Genomic DNA, 17666 nt, shown 5'->3' with positions numbered 1-17666 from the left:
CTCGGCCGGCTCCAGCGGGTCGGGGAACAGGTCCGCCTGCGGCACGGGCGGGCCGACCGTAGCCAGCCGGTGCTCCAGCTGGCGGCGCGCGGCCTGCAACGGGTCGCGCATCAGGAAGCCGGCCAGGCGCGGATGCCAGTCGGGCCAACGGACGGCCAGGCGGTCCATGTCGCCGTCGAACGGCGCGCCCTCCGCCGCCCGGGCCACGAACGCCGACTCGCACAGCACGTTGCGCCAGCCCAGTCCCGACAACCGCAGCGACAGGTCGATCAGGGCCGCATACCACGACCCGTAACTGGCGCTGTCCAGACCCCGTGCACGCTGGCGCGCGGTGCCGCGCAGCAGCACTGCGTGGCCGACCGCGGCAGGCAATTCGGGATGGGTCGCCGGCATCCGGGCGGCGGCACGCGCGAGGCGTTCCGGGTCGGCGGGCACCGGGTCGACTTCTCCCATGCGTGGCCAGCCGGCGGCTTCACCGGCGTTGCACCACGGAGTCACGGTGGCAATCGCACCGTCTCCGGCCAGGCAGGCGGCCATGCGCTCCAGCCAGCCCGGCAGCGGTACGGCGTCGGCCGCGAGCACCGCGACGTCCGCATCACCGCAGGCGGTAAGCACCTCGTCGAGGTGGGCGAGCTCGCCGATGCTGCGCTGGCGACGCGTGTAATCGGCCTTCAGTGAGGTACGCCCCATCCAGCGTTCGATGATCGCGTAACCGCGCGGGCCAGTCTGGGCGTCATCGGCGAGCCAGACCCGAGTACCGGCCGGGGTGCCGGCACCCAGCGCGGCCAGGCAGGCATCCAGCGCATCGTCATCGCTGCCGACCGGCACCACCACGATCGGCAACTCAGTCATGCCGCCGATCCCATGCCGGTGGAAAAGCCCCGCCTCGCACGGGCAATGCCGGATTCACGGTTTCGACGGGCGGTGCAGCGGCTCCAGCGCACGGAAACGCCGGCCGTATTCGTCGGTCAGGTCGCGCGCGTCCTGCGGGTTGCGCACGATGGTGGGCGTCAGCAGCACGATGGTTTCCTCACGCCGGGTTGCGGACGTCTGGGTGCCGAACAGGCCGCCGATCACCGGGATCCGGTTCAGCCCCGGGAAACCCTTGGAGCCGCGGACCACGCTGTCGCGGATCAGGCCGGCCAGCATTACCGTGTCGCCGCTCTGGATCGCCGCCTCGGTCTTGAGCTTGCGGGTGTCGATGCGCACGTTGCCGAAGCGGTCTTCATCGCCGCCGGGCGCGCTGACCTCCTGCACGATCTCCAGGAACACCATGCCGTCCTTGCTCACCCGCGGGCGCACCTTGAGGATCACGCCGGTATCGAGGTACTGCACCTGGCTGTAGCTGGTGTCGTTGCCCAGGCCGGGGTTGACCGTCACCGAGGACACCGGAATCCGGCTGCCGACGTTGAAGGTCGCCTCGGCGTTGTTGCGCACCACCACCGACGGCGTCTGCAGCATGTTCACGTCGGTCACCGAATCCAGTGCCTTGATCACCGCGGCAGCGTTGCGGCCCAGGAAGGTCCAGGCCACGCCGCCGGGATTGCCGACCGCCTGGCCGACGCTGCCCGACAGCGTGCTCCAGGTGTCGCGCCCCACGGCGTCGGGCAGGCCGTTGTCGGTCACCGCGTTCTCGAAGAACCAGTTGACGCCGTATTCGAGCGCGCCGCTGAGCTGCACCTCGACCACCTGGGCCTCGATGTGGACCTGCATCGGCATCACGTCAAGCTGGACGATCACGTCCTTGATCGATTTCCAGGCCTGCGGGCTGGAGCGGACGAGCAGCGCATTGGTCTCCTCCACCGCCGACACGCCGACCTTGTCGCCCTCGACCTCCAGCGCGACGCTGGCGTTGCCGCTCTGCTTGGCGCCCAGTGACAGCTCGCCTTCGCCGCCACCCTGACCGCTTCCGCCCTGGCTGCCGAAGCCCATGCTGGAGCCGGAATCGCCGGAGGTGATCTCGGCCGACTCCAGGCCCGGCATCAGGCTGGGTGCGCCGCGATCCGCGTTGCCGCCATTGCTGCCCGAGCCGCCAAACACTTCCGCCAGCCGGTCGGCCAGGTCGCGCGCCTTGATGTACTTGAGCGGGTAGGAAAACAGCTGCACCGAGCCGCCGGCGTTGTCGATGCGCTCCAGCCACTGCTGGATGTCGCCGAGGTAATCGGGTTGGGAGGTGATCACCATCACCGCGTTGGCGCCTTCCAGCGGCATGAAACGGAACATGCCCGCCACCGGCGACTTGCTGCCCTCGCCGAACACCTTCTCCAGATCGGCCACCACCTGCGGGGCCTTGCCCGACTGCAGCGGGTACACCCCGACCGACATGCCCGACAGCCAGTCGACGTCGAAGATCTCGATCGTGCGCAGGTAGTTCTGCAGCTCCGCGCGGGTGCCGCCGACACTGATCACGTTGCGTGCGCTGTCGGTGCCGACGATCGCGTTGGGGCGCGCGTAGGGTTCGAGGATCTTCTTCATCTCCTCGGCCGAGATGTAGCGCAGCGGCACCGTGCGCACCTCGAAGCCGCGCGCATTGGCGGCGCTGCCGGTGCGCGGCGCGACGGTGCCCGCCAGCGCCTGGTCGGCCGGCACGATGGTGTAGCGCCCGCCGCTGTAGGTCATGCGCGCGTTGTTCCAGCCCAGCACCTGGTCCAGCAGGCTGATCGCCTCGGCCGGACTGACCGGCTTGGGCGTGGCCAGGGTCACCGTGCCCTGCACGCCCGGCGCGATCACATAGTTCTGCCCGAGCATGTCGCCCAGGATCGCCTTGACCACCGCCTGCAGCGATTCGCCCTCGAAATTGAAGGTCGCCTCGCCGGTGGTCGCGCCAAACCCCGGCGGCGGCGCGGCGGCAGCGGCGCGGTTGATGAACTGCCCGGTGCCGCGACGGACCTGCGGCTGCGGGCCGGTCTCATCAGCCGGCAAAACCTGCGTTTCCACGCGGTCCGGCGTATTGAGCGCCGCGGTGCCGTCGGTGCGGATCTGCACCCCGGCCGAGCCCGGCGGATGCAGCGATCCCTTGCGCTGCACGCTGGCGACCGGCGTGCTGGCGCACGCGACCAGAGTCGCCACAGCCAGGCCCGCAACGAGCTGGCGCGCGACACGCAGCATCCGGCTTCTCACGGGCACAGGGTGAGGCGATGAATGGGGGCGATCGAGGGAGGATGGCTTCATTCCGGACTCTATCGGCCGTTGGCCGGTGGTTGCGGTGGCGGTGGGGGCGGCGAGGATTGCTCGCGTAATTGGGCACGACGCGCTTCGATGCGCTGGCGGATCGCGTCCATCTGCTCGCGTTCTGTCGCCGGCGTCGCTGGCGCGGCATCGGTTACGGGCGGCGTCGCGGGCGATGGCGCCGGTTTTGCTGTCTCCCCTGCGGCAGGCCCACGGGGCGCGAGCGGAGTGGCGGATTGCACCTTGCCATTGGCTGTCGGGGTTGCCGCCGGGGCATCGCCCGGCGGCTCGCCGCCCATCCCGTCAAACACCCGCAACGGCAGTGTCCGCCGGCCCTCCGGCCCTTCGAAGACCGCGCTGCGCACGTCCAGCTCGACCAGGCGCCAGGCGGATTGCGGATTGACCGGCTGGTCCAGCTTGACCCGCAGGGACTCGCTTCCGTCCGGCGGCTGGACGATCGCCAGTTTCAGGCCCGGAGTGATCAGCACGCTGGTCAGGACGTAGTCGAAGCCCTCGGTCCGCGCTTCGCCATCGCCACCCTCCAGAAAGAACGGGTGCGGGCGCCGGTCGGCCGCAAACAACGGACGCGCGGCGATCTCCGCATACTGCTCCGCGGGACCGAGCACCAGCGCCGGGGTCGCGACCTGTGAGGGCAATGGGGTCAGCAAGGCGGGATCGGCGGCCGGCGAACCGAGCCGGCTGCCCATGCCTGCCAGCGCCAGCAACCAGCCCAGCACGGCCCACGCGGCCAGGCCGGCGAGCAACCAGGTGCGCGGGCCGACATCCTCAACGCGCACGCGGCACCTCCGTCGGCGACGGCTGGCCGGAGGGGGTCAGGTACCCGTACAGATCGAAGGACACATCCAGCCCGCCGCTGTCGGCCGACTCGCCGCGACCGAGGTAGCTGCGCTGGGTCAGCAGGTTGAGGTTGTCCACGAACAATCGGGGCGCACCGCTTTCCAGCAGGTACAGCACCCGAGCCGTTTCCGGGGTACCGCAACGCAGGCGCACCTGGACCACCACGCGGGCATAGGCCTCGCGGTTGTCCGGCTCCAGCGGCGAGCGGTTGACGATCGCACAGCTGCGGTTGCCCGGGCTGGCTTCGGCGACCACGGTTTCCAGGCGCTGGATCAGGCTGGCGATCGCCAGTTCGGGATTGTCCTCGGGCAGGAAGCCCGGGCGCTGGTCCTGCAGCGCACGCACCTGCTGCAAGCGCTCGGCCACCTGCGGCGCCTGCCGCAGCTGCGTGCGCAGGCGCAGTTCGCGCTCCTGCAGCGATACGATGCGGTCGCCCGCCTCCCGCATCGGCACCGTCCACCACGGATGGATCAGCACGGCGTAGGCGAGGCCCAGCACGACCAGCAACAGCCCCAGTGCGAGCCAGCGGTCCCGGTACTGCGCGGCGTCAGCGGGCCGGCGGGGCAGGCGCATCGGTCGTCTCCGTGGCAGCCGGCGGATTCGCCGCCGGTTGATTGGCCGCGGCGGTGACCGCGAGGTTGGCCGTCAGGGTGAAACGGTCGCGCCCGCTGTCGGGATCCGGTTGCAGGGCGCCTGCCAGCGCGGGCGACCGCCACTGCCGGGCACCCTGCAACTGGCTGATCAGGCCCGCCGCCTTGCTGCTCAGGCCGATCAGCATGAGCTGGTCGTCGGTGATCGAGAGCTTTTCCAGATACGTATGGTCGGGCAGGCGGCGGGTCAGCTCATCGATGACCTCGACCGTGGGCGGCCGCTGGGCACGCTTGCGATCGAGGAACGCCTGGCCTTCGACGAGCCGGGTCAGTTGCTGGCGTTGCGCGGCCGCACGCCGGCCCGCATCGGCCTGGGCGGCGATGGCCTGCTCCAGCGTGGCCGCGGCGGCGCGCCGGTTGTCGAGCAACTGCCACAGCAGCGCCGTGACGGCGACCACGGCGAGCAGCACCAGGGCGACATTCCAGACCGTCGCTGGATCGCGCTGGCGGCGTCGTTGCGAGGGCGGCAGCAGGTTGACGCCGAGCGCCGTGCCATCGGCCGCGGCGACGTCGATCCCCGCCAACCCGGAGGCCAGCGGCCCCAGCGCGGCCAGTTGCGGATCCAGCACCTGGCGCGGCACCGCGACCAGTTCGACATCGAGCTGGCCGTCGCTCTCGCGACGTCCCAGCACCCGCGCATCGAACGCGACCGCGTCGGCCGCAAACGGCGTCTGCCGGTCGATCTCGAAGCCGACCACATCGCGCAGGCGCTCGGCGGCGGCGGCGGGCAGACCCATGCGGCGACGCAAGCCGCTGGCGGCCGGCAGCAGCAGCCAGCGCGGCAGATCCTCCAGCCCGTTCGCCAGTACCGGCGCCAGCGGATCGTCGGACCGCGCGGACTCGCCGGCAAGCGCCCCCCCGAGCAGACCCGCCAGTGGCAGCCGGGCAAGATCCTGCACTTCATCCGCGCGCTCGCGGCGCAACTGCAGGTCATCGCCGTCCACCTGCAGCAGCAGGCGGCCGCGGCCGAAACCCAGGGTCCGCCGCATGCCGGGCGGCAGCCAGGTCGCCAACGCATGGCCCCACCACGAGACAAAGCCGCCCGCACCCGGCTGCAGGCGGGCGCCGAGGTGACTCAGGCGACCGCCGACGCGTTCGCCCAGGCTGGGACCCCTTTGACTCATCGTGGCGAAGCTCCTTCTTCCCATTGCAACGCGATGTACGCCGTGGCCGGGCCAGCGTAGCCGTCCGCGCGTACGACGGCGCGCAGCAGCGACTGCCGCCCGTCGGCCAGCCGGGCCAGGCTGTCGATACTATACGTACCGCTGCGGCTGGCCCCGGATCCGCCGAGGCCTGGCGCGACAAGCCCGCTGCCACTGGCCGGACGACCGGTCAGCGGATCGACGCCGCGCTGGGCAACGATCGCCGCCCCGTCCATGCCCAGCGCATCCAGCACCGCCGCCGAGGCAGACGCCGGGTCCGGGCGCGGCAGGCCGCTGTGGACGGTCACGTGCGGGGCCAGCCGGGCATACAGCGCCGGGGTGAAACCCAATACCTGCTCCAGCTCGGCGATGCTTTCGAAATCCGCATCCTTGGCCCCGTAGGCGCGACCGGCCGCGGCGTAGTCGGCGTCCTCCGCGCCACCGACGGGCTGGGTGAGGGAGTCGAGGTCGCGCCAGTCGATGATCGCCGCCGCCAGTTGCGCGGCCTCGGCCCGGTCACTGCCGAGCACACGCACCAACTCTGACAGCAGGGTCGCGTCGGCCTGGTTCAGATCGACCTTGCCGTTCTCGTCGACGATCCGGATCTCCAGCTGCGCGCCCTGGTACTGCCATGCGTACGGCCGGCCGTCGGGTTGCCACTGCAGCTGCGGATCGGTCATTCCGACCCGGTGGATCGCGTACTCCAGCCCCGCACGCGCGGCGCTGTCGGCCGCGAGCCCGCGCACCAGCACCTGCCCCTGCATGTGCTCGACGCGGGCGACCAGCGCGAAGCTGCCGACCAGCGCCGTCAACAGCACGATCAGCCACAGCACCAGCAGCAAGGCCGCGCCGCGTCCGCGGCCGGAACCCGGTCTCCGCGTCCGTGCCGTCATCGCCGGCCACCCACAATGCCGCGGCCGTTCTCGATGCCCAGCGCCTGCGGCAGCGCAACCACCAGCGTCGGCCAGGTACCGCCGCCCACGTCGGTGAATGTCACCTCCACCAGCAGCGGCAACCGGTCGGAGGTCTCCCAGCGGTCCTGCCATGCCCCCAGCCCACCGGACACGGCGTCCAGCCCGCGGTAGCGGAACCGCGCCGACGCCAGTCCTTCCACCAGCAGCTCGGGGGCGCGCTGCCGGGGGTCTTCGATGGTTTCCCCGGCGGACACGATGTCGAGCACAAGTTCGATCCGGGTCGTCCCGTTGCTGCGCTGGATCCGGACATCGTGCGAATACGGACCGCCGCGGCCGAGATAGTCCGGCAGATCGGCGACGAACCGCATCCGCTCGGGCTCGCCGAGGAACCGTTGCGGCAGTGCATTGCCCTGGCCGGTACTGAACGCGATCGGCCGCGCGGCCGCCAGCCGTTTGCGCAGGAATCCCTCGACCGCGCGCACCCGTTCGCTGCGCGCGGCCAGCGATTCGCCGCGGGTCGCGGTCTGGCTGGCGGCCGACAGGGTCGCGAACGCCAGCGCCAGGCCCGCCGCCAGCAACACCGTCGCCAGCAGCACCTCGACCAGGGTGAAGCCGCTCGCTTTGGCGGCACTGCCGCCAGAGCGGCTGAACGCCACGCAGCTGTGCTGCGTGGCCGGATCGAAACTGTTCGCTTGGGCAGCACTGCCGCCAGAGCGGCTGAACGCCGCGCAGCTGTGCTGCGTGGCCGGATCCAAACTCTTCGCTTGGGCGGCACTGCCGCCAGAGCGGCTGAACGCCGTGCAGCTGTGCGGCGTGGCCGGATCGAAACTCTTCGCTTTGGCGGCACTGCCGCCAGAGCGGCTGAACGCCACGCAGCTGTGCTGCGTGGCCGGAATGCCAACCTTCTCCGTCCCCACCCAAAGGATGCCGCCGCAACGGTTCGCAGTCGCCCATCGCCGGTGCCCGCCGTTCCCCTCGCCCACGGGGCGGGAAACCGGCCCGCATCGGCCCGCGGCGTCCGCACGGCGCGTCACGGTGCAGCTCCCGCCGAATCCGCCGATCCCAACCGCAGGCTTTGCAGTTGCAGGTGCTCGCGCGGACCGCCGTCGCCCCAGCGCACGTCGAGGTCCAGCTCGTACAGGATCGGACCCACCGGTTCGCGCAACCGGTTGGCCAGCGCCGCGTCCTCCCAGGGGCTGACCCGCAGCGACCAACGATAGCGCCCGTCATCGAAGTCGCCTTGGCGCTCGCCGGCCTTCAGCGGTTCGGTGATGCCCACCGTGTCCAGCAGCGACTGCGCGTGCAGCGCCGCGCGGCCCGCATCGCCGGACCAGCGCACCTGCCGGGTCGCGCCCGACAGGGTTCCCAGCAACAAGGTCAGCGCCGCCGCGAGCAGGGCGAACGCGACGATCACCTCGATCAGGGTGTAGCCCCGTTGTGAGCGCGCAGGCCGAAGACCGACGGGCGGCGGGCCGTCATGTCGCGAGTCGCGCGGCGAATCCATGCGGTCGGCGCGCGCGCGCATCAGCGTCCAGCTCCGGTCCGCTGCAGGGTGACCTGCCCGGTCAGCCAGGCCACGTCGACCTCCCAGCCGGCGTCGCCGCGGCTGAGCTGCACCCGCCCGCCGGTCGCCGCGCCGTCGGCGAAGAACATCACCGCGCCCTCGTTGGCGTTGGGCTGCAGCTCACGCGCACCGGTGAAGCGGACCTGCAGCTCAGGCGGGATCGTTCCGTGGTGGCCGTTCGGCGCCTGCCAGGTGCGGCCCTGCGGGTCGATCGTGAAACGCTGCGGCTGCCCGGTCGCGATCGCGTGGGTGCGGGTGTAGCGCAGCTCGGCGGCGACCTGCTTGGCCGCCGCGCGCAATTGCGTTCCCTTCATGCCACCACTGAACGCGGCCACCGCCAGCAGACTCGCGGCGGCGATCAGGGCGACCACCAGCAGCATCTCCAGCAGCGAAACGCCTGCCTGCCGCCGCAGATCCGGGACTGCGGAAGGCATCACCACGCCGGCCTCCGGGCATTCATGGTTCCGACTTCGTCACTCGTAGCGGATATCGCTGTCGACACTGGTGCCGCCGACTTTGCCGTCCTTGCCCAGGATGACCAGATCGAACGGCCCGTTCTCGCCGGGCGCGCGGTATTCCACCGGATGGCCCCAGGGATCGCTGAGTTCGGCGGCCTTGGCGTACGGGCCGAGCCAGCCGGCGGCATTGCCGGGTTCGACGACCAGCTCGTTCAACGTGGTCGGCAGGCGGCCGGTGTCCATCTGGAACGCGTCGACCTTCTGCGCCAGCGTCATCACCTGCGACTTGGCCAGGTTGGCCTTGGCGCGGTCGGCACCGCCGAGCACGCGCGAGCCGACGAAGGTCAGCACCGCGCCGATCAGCACGATCACGATGATGATCTCGATCAGGCTCATGCCGGCCTGTTGCGCGGCGGACGGCGAGCGGGTGATGGAGCGGTTGTTTCGCATGGGGAAATCCTCTTTTCTGGTGTGTCTGCAGGGGCAAAGGGTGGTTGTAGGAGTGGTCGTAGGATCGACGTTAGTCGCGAATGCACTGACATCCGGTTTCGACGTGCTGTCGCGACTCACGTCGCTCCTACGACCAGAGGAAGGCCAGTCGGACAAAAAAAGCGCGCCGTTTGAAAAGACAGTTGCTCCTGCAGGTACCGGGGTTGTCGTGCACCTCTCATCCAATCGAACTGGTCAGGTCGTACAGCGGCGTCAGCACCGCCATCACCACCATCCCGACCAGACCGGCCAGCACCACGGTGACGATCGGTACCAGTGCCGCCAGCATCCGGTCCAGCGCCAGCGCGGTCTGGTGCTCGAAGGTTTCCGCGGTCTTGACCAGCATCGTGTCCAACGCGCCGGACTCCTCGCCGACCTGGATCATCTGCAGCGCCAGCCGCGGGAAACGCTTGCCACGCGCCAATGCGGTCGACAGCGCCACGCCGTTCTTGACCTCCTCGGCCGCCGCGGCGACATCGGCGGCCAGCACCCGGTTGTCCATCACCTTCTGCGCGATGCCCAGCGCCGCCATCAACGGCACGCCGTTTTTCACCAGCGTGCCCAGGGTGCGCGCCAACCGCGCCGTCTCGATCTTCGCCACCAGCCCGCCGAAGAACCGGCGCCGCAGCAGCCAGCCATCCAGCGCCTCGCGGAACACCGGGTCGCGACGCTTGCGGTCAAACCACAGCAACAGCAACGCGGGCACCACCAGCAACACGATCCACCAGTCGCGCACGAACAGGCCGACCCCGAGCACGACCCGGGTGAACGCCGGCAGCGGCGCATCCAGGCTTTCGTACATCTGCGCAAACTGCGGCACCACGTAGCCGAGCAGGAACAACAGGCTCAGGCCGACCATCACCAGCAGGATCGCCGGATAGATCAGCGCATTGATCACCCGCCCCTGCATCGCGCGCGAGCGCTCCAGGTAATCGGCCAGCCGCGACAGCGTCTCGTGCAGGCTGCCGCCCACCTCGCCGGCGCGGACCATGTTCACGTACAGCCGCGAGAACGTGCCGTGCTGGCGCTCCAGCGCGGTCGACAGCGAGGTGCCACCGCGCACCGCATCGCGCACATCGCTGACCACCCGCCGCGCGGTCTCGTCCTCGGGCAGTTCCAGCAGGATCGTCAGCGCGCGGTCCAGCGGCTGCCCTGCACCGAGCAGGGTCGCCAGTTGCTGGGTGAACTGGACCAGCCGCTCGCCCGCAAACGGCCGCGGCTTGAACAGCCGCCGCCACACCGGCATCCCGCCACCCTCGCTGGCCAAGCGTGCTTCGACCGGCAGGTGCCCCTGCTCCTGCAGGCGCACCGCGACCTCGGCATTGCTGGCGGCTTCCATCTGACCGTCCAGCATCTCGCCACGCGCGTTGATCGCTTTGTAGGTGTAGAGGGGCATGGGTAAACGCGTTCTGCCTCGGTTTGTCTGGTTTGGTTCGTCATCCCCGCGAAGGCGGGGATCCATGGACGTTCGCCGTGGGTACCGCGCCGATGATCTCAGGCCACAGGTCCCGCCACGAGGGATTGGAGGAATCGATCAAACGGAGCTTCCATTCACGGTTCCACTTCTTGATGCGCTTCTCCCGCTGGATGGCCGATTCCATGGCGTCATGCTGCTCGTACCAAACCAGCCGCGTAACGTCGTGGCGTGCGCTGAAGCCTCCGGCGACATGCTCGCGGTGCTGCCAGATACGCGTAACCAGGTCGCTGGTGACACCGACGTAGATCGTTCCGTTGCGAGCACTGGCGAGCAGATAAACGCAGGGTTGTCTCTCCATTGCATTCCTTCCCTGGAATAAAAAAAGCAGCGTCCATGGATTCCCGCCTTCGCGGGAATGACGATGTTGGCTGATGTCGCAGGGATTCCCGCCTTCGCGGGGGATGACGGTAAGGGGGACCTCACGCATCCTCGGTCACCCGCAGCACTTCCTCGATCGTGGTCAGTCCGGCCATCGCCTTGAGGATGCCGTCCTCGTACATCGTGCGCATGCCGGCGTCGCGGGCGATCTGCTCGATCTCGCCCATGCCGGCGTGGCGCATCACGGCGCGGCGCAGGTCGTCGTTGATGACCATGAATTCCATGATCGTGGTGCGGCCCTGGTAGCCGGTCGGGGCCAGTGCCGAGGCACGCGGGCGATACAGGAAGATCTCGCCGTCGGGCTGGTAGCGGCGCAGCGAGAAGCGCTCGATCTCCTCCGGCGACGCCGGGTATTTCTCCGCATGGGTCGGCTCCAGCCGGCGCACCAGGCGCTGGGCGAGGATGCCGTTGACGGTCGAGGTCAGCAGGTAGTCCTCCACCCCCATGTCGAGCAGGCGGGTGATGCCGCCGGCGGCGTTGTTGGTGTGCAGCGTGGACAGCACCAGGTGGCCGGTCAGCGCGGACTGGATCGCGATGCGCGCGGTTTCCAGGTCGCGCATCTCGCCGATCATGATGATGTCCGGGTCCTGGCGCACGATGCTGCGCAGGGCGTTGGCGAAATCCAGCCCGATCTGCGGCTTGGCCTGGATCTGGTTGATGCCCTCGATCTGGTACTCGACCGGGTCCTCGACGGTGATGATCTTGACGTCGGGCGTATTGAGCCTGCTCAGCGCGGTGTACAGCGTGGTGGTCTTGCCCGAACCGGTCGGGCCGGTCACCAGCAGGATGCCGTGCGGCTGCTGCAGCACGTGCTCGAACTGCGGCAGGAACTCGTCGGTGAAGCCCAACTGGTGGAAGTCCAGCACGACCGATTCGCGGTCCAGCAGGCGCATCACCACCGATTCGCCGTGGGCGGTCGGCACCGTGCTCACGCGCAGGTCCAGCTCCTTGCCCTGCACCCGCAGCATGATCCGGCCGTCCTGCGGCAACCGGCGCTCGGCGATGTTGAGCTTGGCCATGATCTTGATGCGGCTGATCACCGCCGCGGTCAGGTTGACCGGCGGGCTCTCGCCGTCGATCAGCACGCCGTCGACGCGGTAGCGCACCTTCAGCCGGTTCTCGAACGGCTCGATGTGGATGTCGGAAGCGCGCAGCTCGACCGCGCGCTGGATCACCAGGTTGACCAGCCGGATCACCGGCGCCTCGGAGGCGAGGTCGCGCAGGTGCTCGACGTCGTCCAGATCGCCGGTGGCCTCGCCTTCGGCGGTCTCGACGATGGTGCCCATCGCGCTGCGGCCCTGGCCGTGCCAGCGCTCGATCAACTCGTCGATTTCCGAGCGCAGGCCGACGCTGGCGTGGACCTCGCGTCCCGTCGCCAACCGCACCGCATCCAGGGTGTAGGCGTCCTGCGGATCAGCCACCAGCACCTCGACCGCCGGGTCGGTTTCGGCCACCGCCACGACCGCGAACTGCTTCATGAACTTGATCGTGAGCGCCACGCCTTCGGGCGGCAGCTCCGGCATGGCCTTGGCGCTGACCAGCGGCAGATCGAGCACCTCGGCGACGGTCTCGGCGTGGTCGCGCTCGGACACCAGCCCGAGCCGGGTCAGCAGCGCGAGCAGGCTGCCGCCGGTCTCGGCCTGCAAGCGGCGCGCGCGGCCGAGGTCGGCTTCCTTGAGCCGGCCTTTCGCGAGCAGGGCGTCGACGATCCGCTCTTCCACGGGATTGCCCTCGACCCGATTGCTGTCGATGCCGCGGTCATCCGTGCCGCCCGCGAGTGTGCCTGCTGTTGCGTTCACATCGCTCTCCGAGTCCTTCAACGGCCGACTTTAACAGGTCGGCGGAGGTGTCTATTCGCTCGCGGTTCAGCCGGTTTTCGCGGGCTCGAAACGTGGTGCCGATAGGGGTGGAAGGCACTGCAGCAAGAGCGGGGAGCAAAGGCCGGCGTCGGGTGGGAGCGGCGCCCTGTCGGGGTCGGGCTGCCCGGCTCGGTCAGGCCATCCATGGCCTGACTCGCCGCCGTGCGCCATCCATGGCGCACTGCTCGCCCGACCCCGGCAGGACGCCGCGCCGGTGGTTGGCTCCAAAGGCTGCTTGTAGGAGCGGCGTCAGCCGCGATCGGAAACCGCGCGCACCGACTCCGGATCGCGGCTGACGCCGCTCCTACACATAGCCGGTCACGCAAGCCAACGAAAGATGGGGCGGGAGGCGGCCGGCGGGGGTATGGCGGAAAGTCGGCCATGGACGACCGGCGGCCCCGAGTCAGGGCGGGAAGCCCTGACCGCGGGAGCAGCCATACCCCCGTCGGCCGCCTCCCGCGGCGCGCCAATCACCAGCGCGCGTCTACGCCAATCAGCCCACGAACACCCGCGCGTTGCGGAACATCCGCAGCCACGGGGAATCCACGCCCCAGTCGGCCGGCGCCCAGCTCAGGTTGGCCGTGCGCAGGGTGCGCTCGGGGTGCGGCATCAGGATGGTGGCGCGTCCGTCGGCGCTGGTGACGGCGGCGATCGCATCGGCGGAGCCGTTCGGGTTGGCCGGGTACAGGCTTGCGGGAGAACCGTCGCCGTCCACGTAGCGGGCCGCAGCCTCAATGGCCGAACGGTCGAGCGGGTTGTCGAAGGCCGCGCGGCCCTCGCCGTGCGACACCACCACCGGAATCCGCGAGCCGGCCATGCCGCGCAGGAAGATCGACGGGGACTCGACCACTTCCAGCAGGCTCAGCCGGGCCTCGAACTGCTCGCTGCGGTTGCGCAGGAAACGCGGCCAATGGCCGGCGCCGGGGATGATCGGCTTGAGCTGGCTGAGCATCTGGCAGCCGTTGCAGATCCCGAGCGCGAACGTGTCGTCGCGCTGGAAGAATGCGGCGAATGCATCGCGCAACGCCGGACGCTCCAGGATCGAGGTCGCCCAGCCACGGCCGGCGCCCAGCACGTCGCCGTAACTGAAGCCGCCACCGGCGGCGAGGCCCTTGAAGCCGGCCAGATCGCTGCGGCCCGCGATCAGGTCGCTCATGTGGACATCCACCGCCTCGAAGCCGGCGCGGTCGAATGCGGCGGCCATCTCGATCTGGCCGTTGACGCCCTGCTCGCGCAGGATCGCGACCTTCGGGCGATGGCCCAGGTGGATGTACGCCGCCTCGATCTCTTCGGCCGGGTCGAAACCCAGCTTCGGCTGCAGCCCCGGCGCGTTGAAGTCGCGCATGGCCGCACGCTCCTCGTCGGCGCATTCGGGGTTGTCGCGCAGTTTCTGCATCGCATGGCTGGTCGACCACCACGCGTCGAACAGCGCTTCCCAGCGCCACTCGGCCAGCACGTTGCCGTCCTCGTGGACACGGATGGTCGGCGCGGTGGTCGTGCGCGCGATGCGCTGGGCGCAATCGATCAAGCCATGCAGCTCGACCAGGTCGGCGAACTCGACCCGGTCCTCGGCCGCCACCTGCACGACCGCGCCGAGCTCCTCGTTGAACAGGGTGCGCAGCGCGTCCTCGCCCCAGCCGTCCAGACTGATCTCCAGCCCGAGGTGCGAGCAGAACGCCATCTCGCACAGGGTCGCGAACGCACCGCCGTCGGAACGGTCGTGATACGCCTGCAGCAGACCGGCCTGGCGCGCATCGCGGATCAGGTTGAAGAAATCCCGCAGGCGCTTGGGGTCGTCCAGATCCGGCACGCCGGCATTGCGGCGGCCGTCTTCGGAGCGCTGTCCCGCGAACGCAGGCAGTTGGCTCTGCGTACCGTCGGCCACCGCGTCCGGGTACACCTGCGCCAGCACCGAGCCGCCCAGCCGCTGCTTGCCGGCGCCCAGACCGATCAGCCACAGCTCGGAATCGTCATCGCGGCTCAGCAGCGGGGTCAGCTGCGCGCGCACGTCGATCACCGGTGCGAACGCGCTGACGATCAGCGAGACCGGCGATACCGATTTCTGCGCCTCGCCATCGGCCTCCCATTGCGCCTGCATCGACAGCGAGTCCTTGCCGACCGGGATGCTGAGTTCGAGTTCCGGGCACAGCTCCATGCCGACCGCCTTGACCGCATCGAACAGCAACGCGTCCTCGCCGTCGTGCCCGGCCGCGGCCATCCAGTTGGCCGACAGCTTGATCCGGTCGAGCGATTCGACCGGCGCGGCACACAGGTTGGTGATCGCCTCGCCGACCGCCATGCGCGCGGCGGCGGCGGCGTCCAGCAGGGCCAGCGGGGTGCGCTCGCCGAGCGCCATCGCCTCGCCGGTGAAGCCCTGGAAATCGGCGAACGTGATCGCGCAGTCGGCCACCGGCACCTGCCACGGACCGACCATCTGGTCGCGCGCGGTCAGGCCGCCGACGCTGCGGTCGCCGATGGTGATCAGGAACTGCTTGGCCGCGACGGTCGGATGGGACAGCACGCGCAGCGCGGCGTCGTGCAGGTCCAGCCCGCTCCAGTCCAGCGACGGCCACGCCGGCCCGGCCGGACGACGGGTGTCGCGATGCATCTTCGGCGCCTTGCCGAACAGCACGTCCATCGGCAGGTCGATTGCCCAATCGGAAGATCGGGCTTCCTGCCCGACTTCCGAGGACGAATCGAAAAGCGTGGTTTTCGATTCGTCCCGTGGATCGGCTGCGCCACTCCCCGCTCGGCCATCCATGGCCTCGTTCGATGCTTCGCCGTATACGGTCTCGATGGTCGCGCCGTACCCCACCACCAGCCGCTCCTCGGCCGTGGCGTAACCCACCACCGCGAACGGGCAGCGCTCGCGCTCGCAGATCGCGGCGAACTCGGCCAACCGGTCCGGCGGCAGGCCCAGCACGTAGCGTTCCTGCGACTCGTTGCACCACAGCTGCATCGGCGACAGCGAGGGGTCGTCGCTGGGGACTTTCGCCAGGTCGATCACGCCGCCCAGGCCGGAGTCGTGCAGCAACTCGGGGATTGCGTTCGACAGGCCGCCGGCCCCGACGTCGTGCGCGCTGTCGATCGGGTTGTCCGCGCCGAGCGCGACACAACGGTCGATGACTTCCTGGCAACGGCGCTCCATCTCCGGGTTGTCGCGCTGCACGCTGGCGAAATCCAGCGCCTCGTGGCTGTCGCCGGACGCCACCGAACTGGCCGCGCCGCCGCCCAGGCCGATCAGCATCGACGGGCCGCCAAGCACGATCACGGCGTGGCCGGGCTTCAGGCCGAGTTTCTCGACCTGCACCCGGTCGATCGCACCCAGGCCGCCGGCGAGCATGATCGGCTTGTCATAGGCGCGGGTGAGCGTGCCGGTCAAAAGCCGGCCTTCATCCAGTTCGAAACTGCGGAAATAGCCGGTCAGGTTGGGCCGGCCGAACTCGTTGTTGAACGCCGCTGCGCCGAGCGGGCCGTCGAGCATGATCTCCAGCGCGGTGGCCATGCGCGGATTCAGCGCGCGCCCGCCTTCCCACGGCTGCGGCAGGGTCGGGATGCGCAGGTGCGAGACCGAGAACCCGCACAGGCCGGCCTTCGGCTTGCCGCCACGGCCGGTCGCGCCCTCGTCGCGGATCTCGCCGCCGTTGCCTGTGGAAGCACCGGCAAACGGGGAAATCGCGGTCGGGTGGTTGTGGGTCTCGACCTTGATGCAGAACGCCGACTCGACCGGCGCTTCGGTCCGGTAGCGGCCGCTCAGCGGGTCGGGGCGGAAACGCTGGCCGGTGTAGCCGGCGACCACCGCGGCGTTGTCGCTGTAGGCCGACAAGGTGTGCTGCGGCGTGGTCGCGTGGGTGTGCTTGATCATCTTGAACAGCGACATCGGCTGCTCGATACCGTCGATGGTCCAGCTGGCGTTGAAGATCTTGTGCCGGCAATGCTCCGAGTTGGCCTGCGCGAACATCATCAGCTCGACGTCCGACGGCGCACGTCCCAGCTCGCCGTAGCGCTCGCGCAGGTAGGCGATCTCGTCCTCGGCCAGGGCGAGTCCGAGCCGGCTGTTGGCGGCTTCCAGATCGGCCAGCGCGATGCGCTCCAGCGCGACCTGGGCGGGCACCTGGAACAGCGCGGCCGCATCCTCGCTCGCGGCGAGCAGCGACTGGGTCATCGGGTCGTGCAGCACGCCGGCCAACGCAGCCTGGCTGGCGGCATCGGACGGCCAGCCGGCCAGGTCGTAGCGGATACCCCGCTCCACCCGCTTCACCGACAGCCCGGCACCGCGCAGCAGCTCGGTGGCCTTGCTCGCCCACGGCGACAGGGTGCCCAGACGCGGCGTGGCGAAGCGCGAGACCGCGCCATCGGCGCGCGCGGCGATCTGCGCGTCGGCCTGCAGGATGCGCCCCAGCGCAACCGTGTCCACCTGCGCCCCGGCATCGGGCTCGGCCCAGTACACCGGCCACGCGCCGATCAGGCGCACATCGGGATGAAGCAGCTGGAGACGGGCTTGCAGGCGTTCGCGACGGAACGCAGACAGGGCGGAAGCGCCCTCGAGGACGATCATGTCCGGGTACCACAGGTCGACGGGCCGGCTATTGTAAGCCAGCCGAGGTACCCGCATGCAGGCGTGGGAAGCTTGGTGGGCAGCCCGTTTATCCGACCGGATTTTCCGCCCGATATCCCGTCGACGTGCCGCTGGGGGGCGACCGGCGGAA

At 69.8% G+C, this 17666-nt stretch carries 13 protein-coding genes and 1 pseudogene; all 14 read right to left on the bottom strand.

Features of this window, described 5'->3' with window-relative positions; all coding sequences use genetic code 11:
• Positions 1–24 precede the first annotated feature (24 nt).
• A pseudogene (locus N792_RS01800) lies at positions 25–852 on the bottom strand (glycosyltransferase); the annotation flags it as partial.
• A gap of 54 nt (positions 853–906) precedes the next feature.
• The gene (gene gspD / locus N792_RS01795) at positions 907–3108 is read right to left on the bottom strand and encodes a type II secretion system secretin GspD (protein WP_036191923.1); all 2202 of its coding nucleotides are present in this window, start codon (positions 3106–3108) and stop codon (positions 907–909) included.
• A gap of 71 nt (positions 3109–3179) precedes the next feature.
• A complete protein-coding gene (locus N792_RS01790) occupies positions 3180–3965 on the bottom strand; it encodes a dihydrolipoyllysine-residue succinyltransferase component of 2-oxoglutarate dehydrogenase complex (RefSeq protein WP_052103258.1) in 786 nt (261 codons plus the stop codon).
• Entirely contained in the window at positions 3955–4599 is a 645-nt protein-coding gene (gspM, locus tag N792_RS01785; protein ID WP_052103257.1) for a type II secretion system protein GspM, read from the bottom strand. The genes N792_RS01790 and gspM overlap by 11 nt, the downstream gene beginning before the upstream one ends.
• Positions 4574–5800, bottom strand: coding sequence for a PilN domain-containing protein (locus N792_RS01780; protein WP_052103256.1), 1227 nt, complete (start codon positions 5798–5800; stop codon positions 4574–4576). The genes gspM and N792_RS01780 overlap by 26 nt, the downstream gene beginning before the upstream one ends.
• Entirely contained in the window at positions 5797–6711 is a 915-nt protein-coding gene (locus tag N792_RS01775; RefSeq protein WP_036191920.1) for a type II secretion system minor pseudopilin, read from the bottom strand. Before N792_RS01775 ends, N792_RS01780 begins: the two co-directional genes overlap by 4 nt.
• The gene (locus N792_RS01770) at positions 6708–7388 is read right to left on the bottom strand and encodes a prepilin-type N-terminal cleavage/methylation domain-containing protein (protein WP_036192378.1); all 681 of its coding nucleotides are present in this window, start codon (positions 7386–7388) and stop codon (positions 6708–6710) included. Before N792_RS01770 ends, N792_RS01775 begins: the two co-directional genes overlap by 4 nt.
• A gap of 374 nt (positions 7389–7762) precedes the next feature.
• A complete protein-coding gene (xpsI, locus tag N792_RS01765; RefSeq protein ID WP_052103318.1) occupies positions 7763–8236 on the bottom strand; it encodes a type II secretion system protein XpsI in 474 nt (157 codons plus the stop codon).
• A 20-nt stretch (positions 8237–8256) separates the two neighbouring features.
• On the bottom strand, positions 8257–8730 hold the full coding sequence (xpsH, locus tag N792_RS01760) for a type II secretion system protein XpsH (RefSeq protein WP_052103255.1): 474 nt from the start codon (positions 8728–8730) through the stop codon (positions 8257–8259).
• Between the two features lie 39 nt (positions 8731–8769).
• Positions 8770–9204 (bottom strand): type II secretion system major pseudopilin GspG, encoded by a 435-nt coding sequence (gspG, locus tag N792_RS01755; protein WP_036191916.1) that lies wholly within the window; start codon positions 9202–9204, stop codon positions 8770–8772.
• A 217-nt stretch (positions 9205–9421) separates the two neighbouring features.
• Entirely contained in the window at positions 9422–10639 is a 1218-nt protein-coding gene (gene xpsF / locus N792_RS01750) for a type II secretion system protein XpsF (RefSeq protein ID WP_036191913.1), read from the bottom strand.
• Between the two features lie 40 nt (positions 10640–10679).
• Positions 10680–11147, bottom strand: coding sequence for a GIY-YIG nuclease family protein (locus N792_RS01745; protein WP_332248765.1), 468 nt, complete (start codon positions 11145–11147; stop codon positions 10680–10682).
• Complete coding sequence (gene gspE / locus N792_RS01740) at positions 11140–12849, bottom strand: type II secretion system ATPase GspE (RefSeq protein ID WP_036192369.1); 1710 nt, start codon at positions 12847–12849, stop codon at positions 11140–11142. The genes N792_RS01745 and gspE overlap by 8 nt, the downstream gene beginning before the upstream one ends.
• A gap of 601 nt (positions 12850–13450) precedes the next feature.
• Positions 13451–17515, bottom strand: a complete 4065-nt coding sequence (gene purL, locus N792_RS01735) for a phosphoribosylformylglycinamidine synthase (RefSeq protein ID WP_036191906.1) — start codon at positions 17513–17515, stop codon at positions 13451–13453.
• Positions 17516–17666: the final 151 nt, after the last annotated feature.

This window comes from Lysobacter concretionis Ko07 = DSM 16239 (assembly GCF_000768345.1).
Taxonomy (GTDB): domain Bacteria; phylum Pseudomonadota; class Gammaproteobacteria; order Xanthomonadales; family Xanthomonadaceae; genus Novilysobacter; species Novilysobacter concretionis.
Note: the sequence above shows the minus strand (reverse complement) of the source record. Positions and strands in the feature narration are given on the sequence as shown.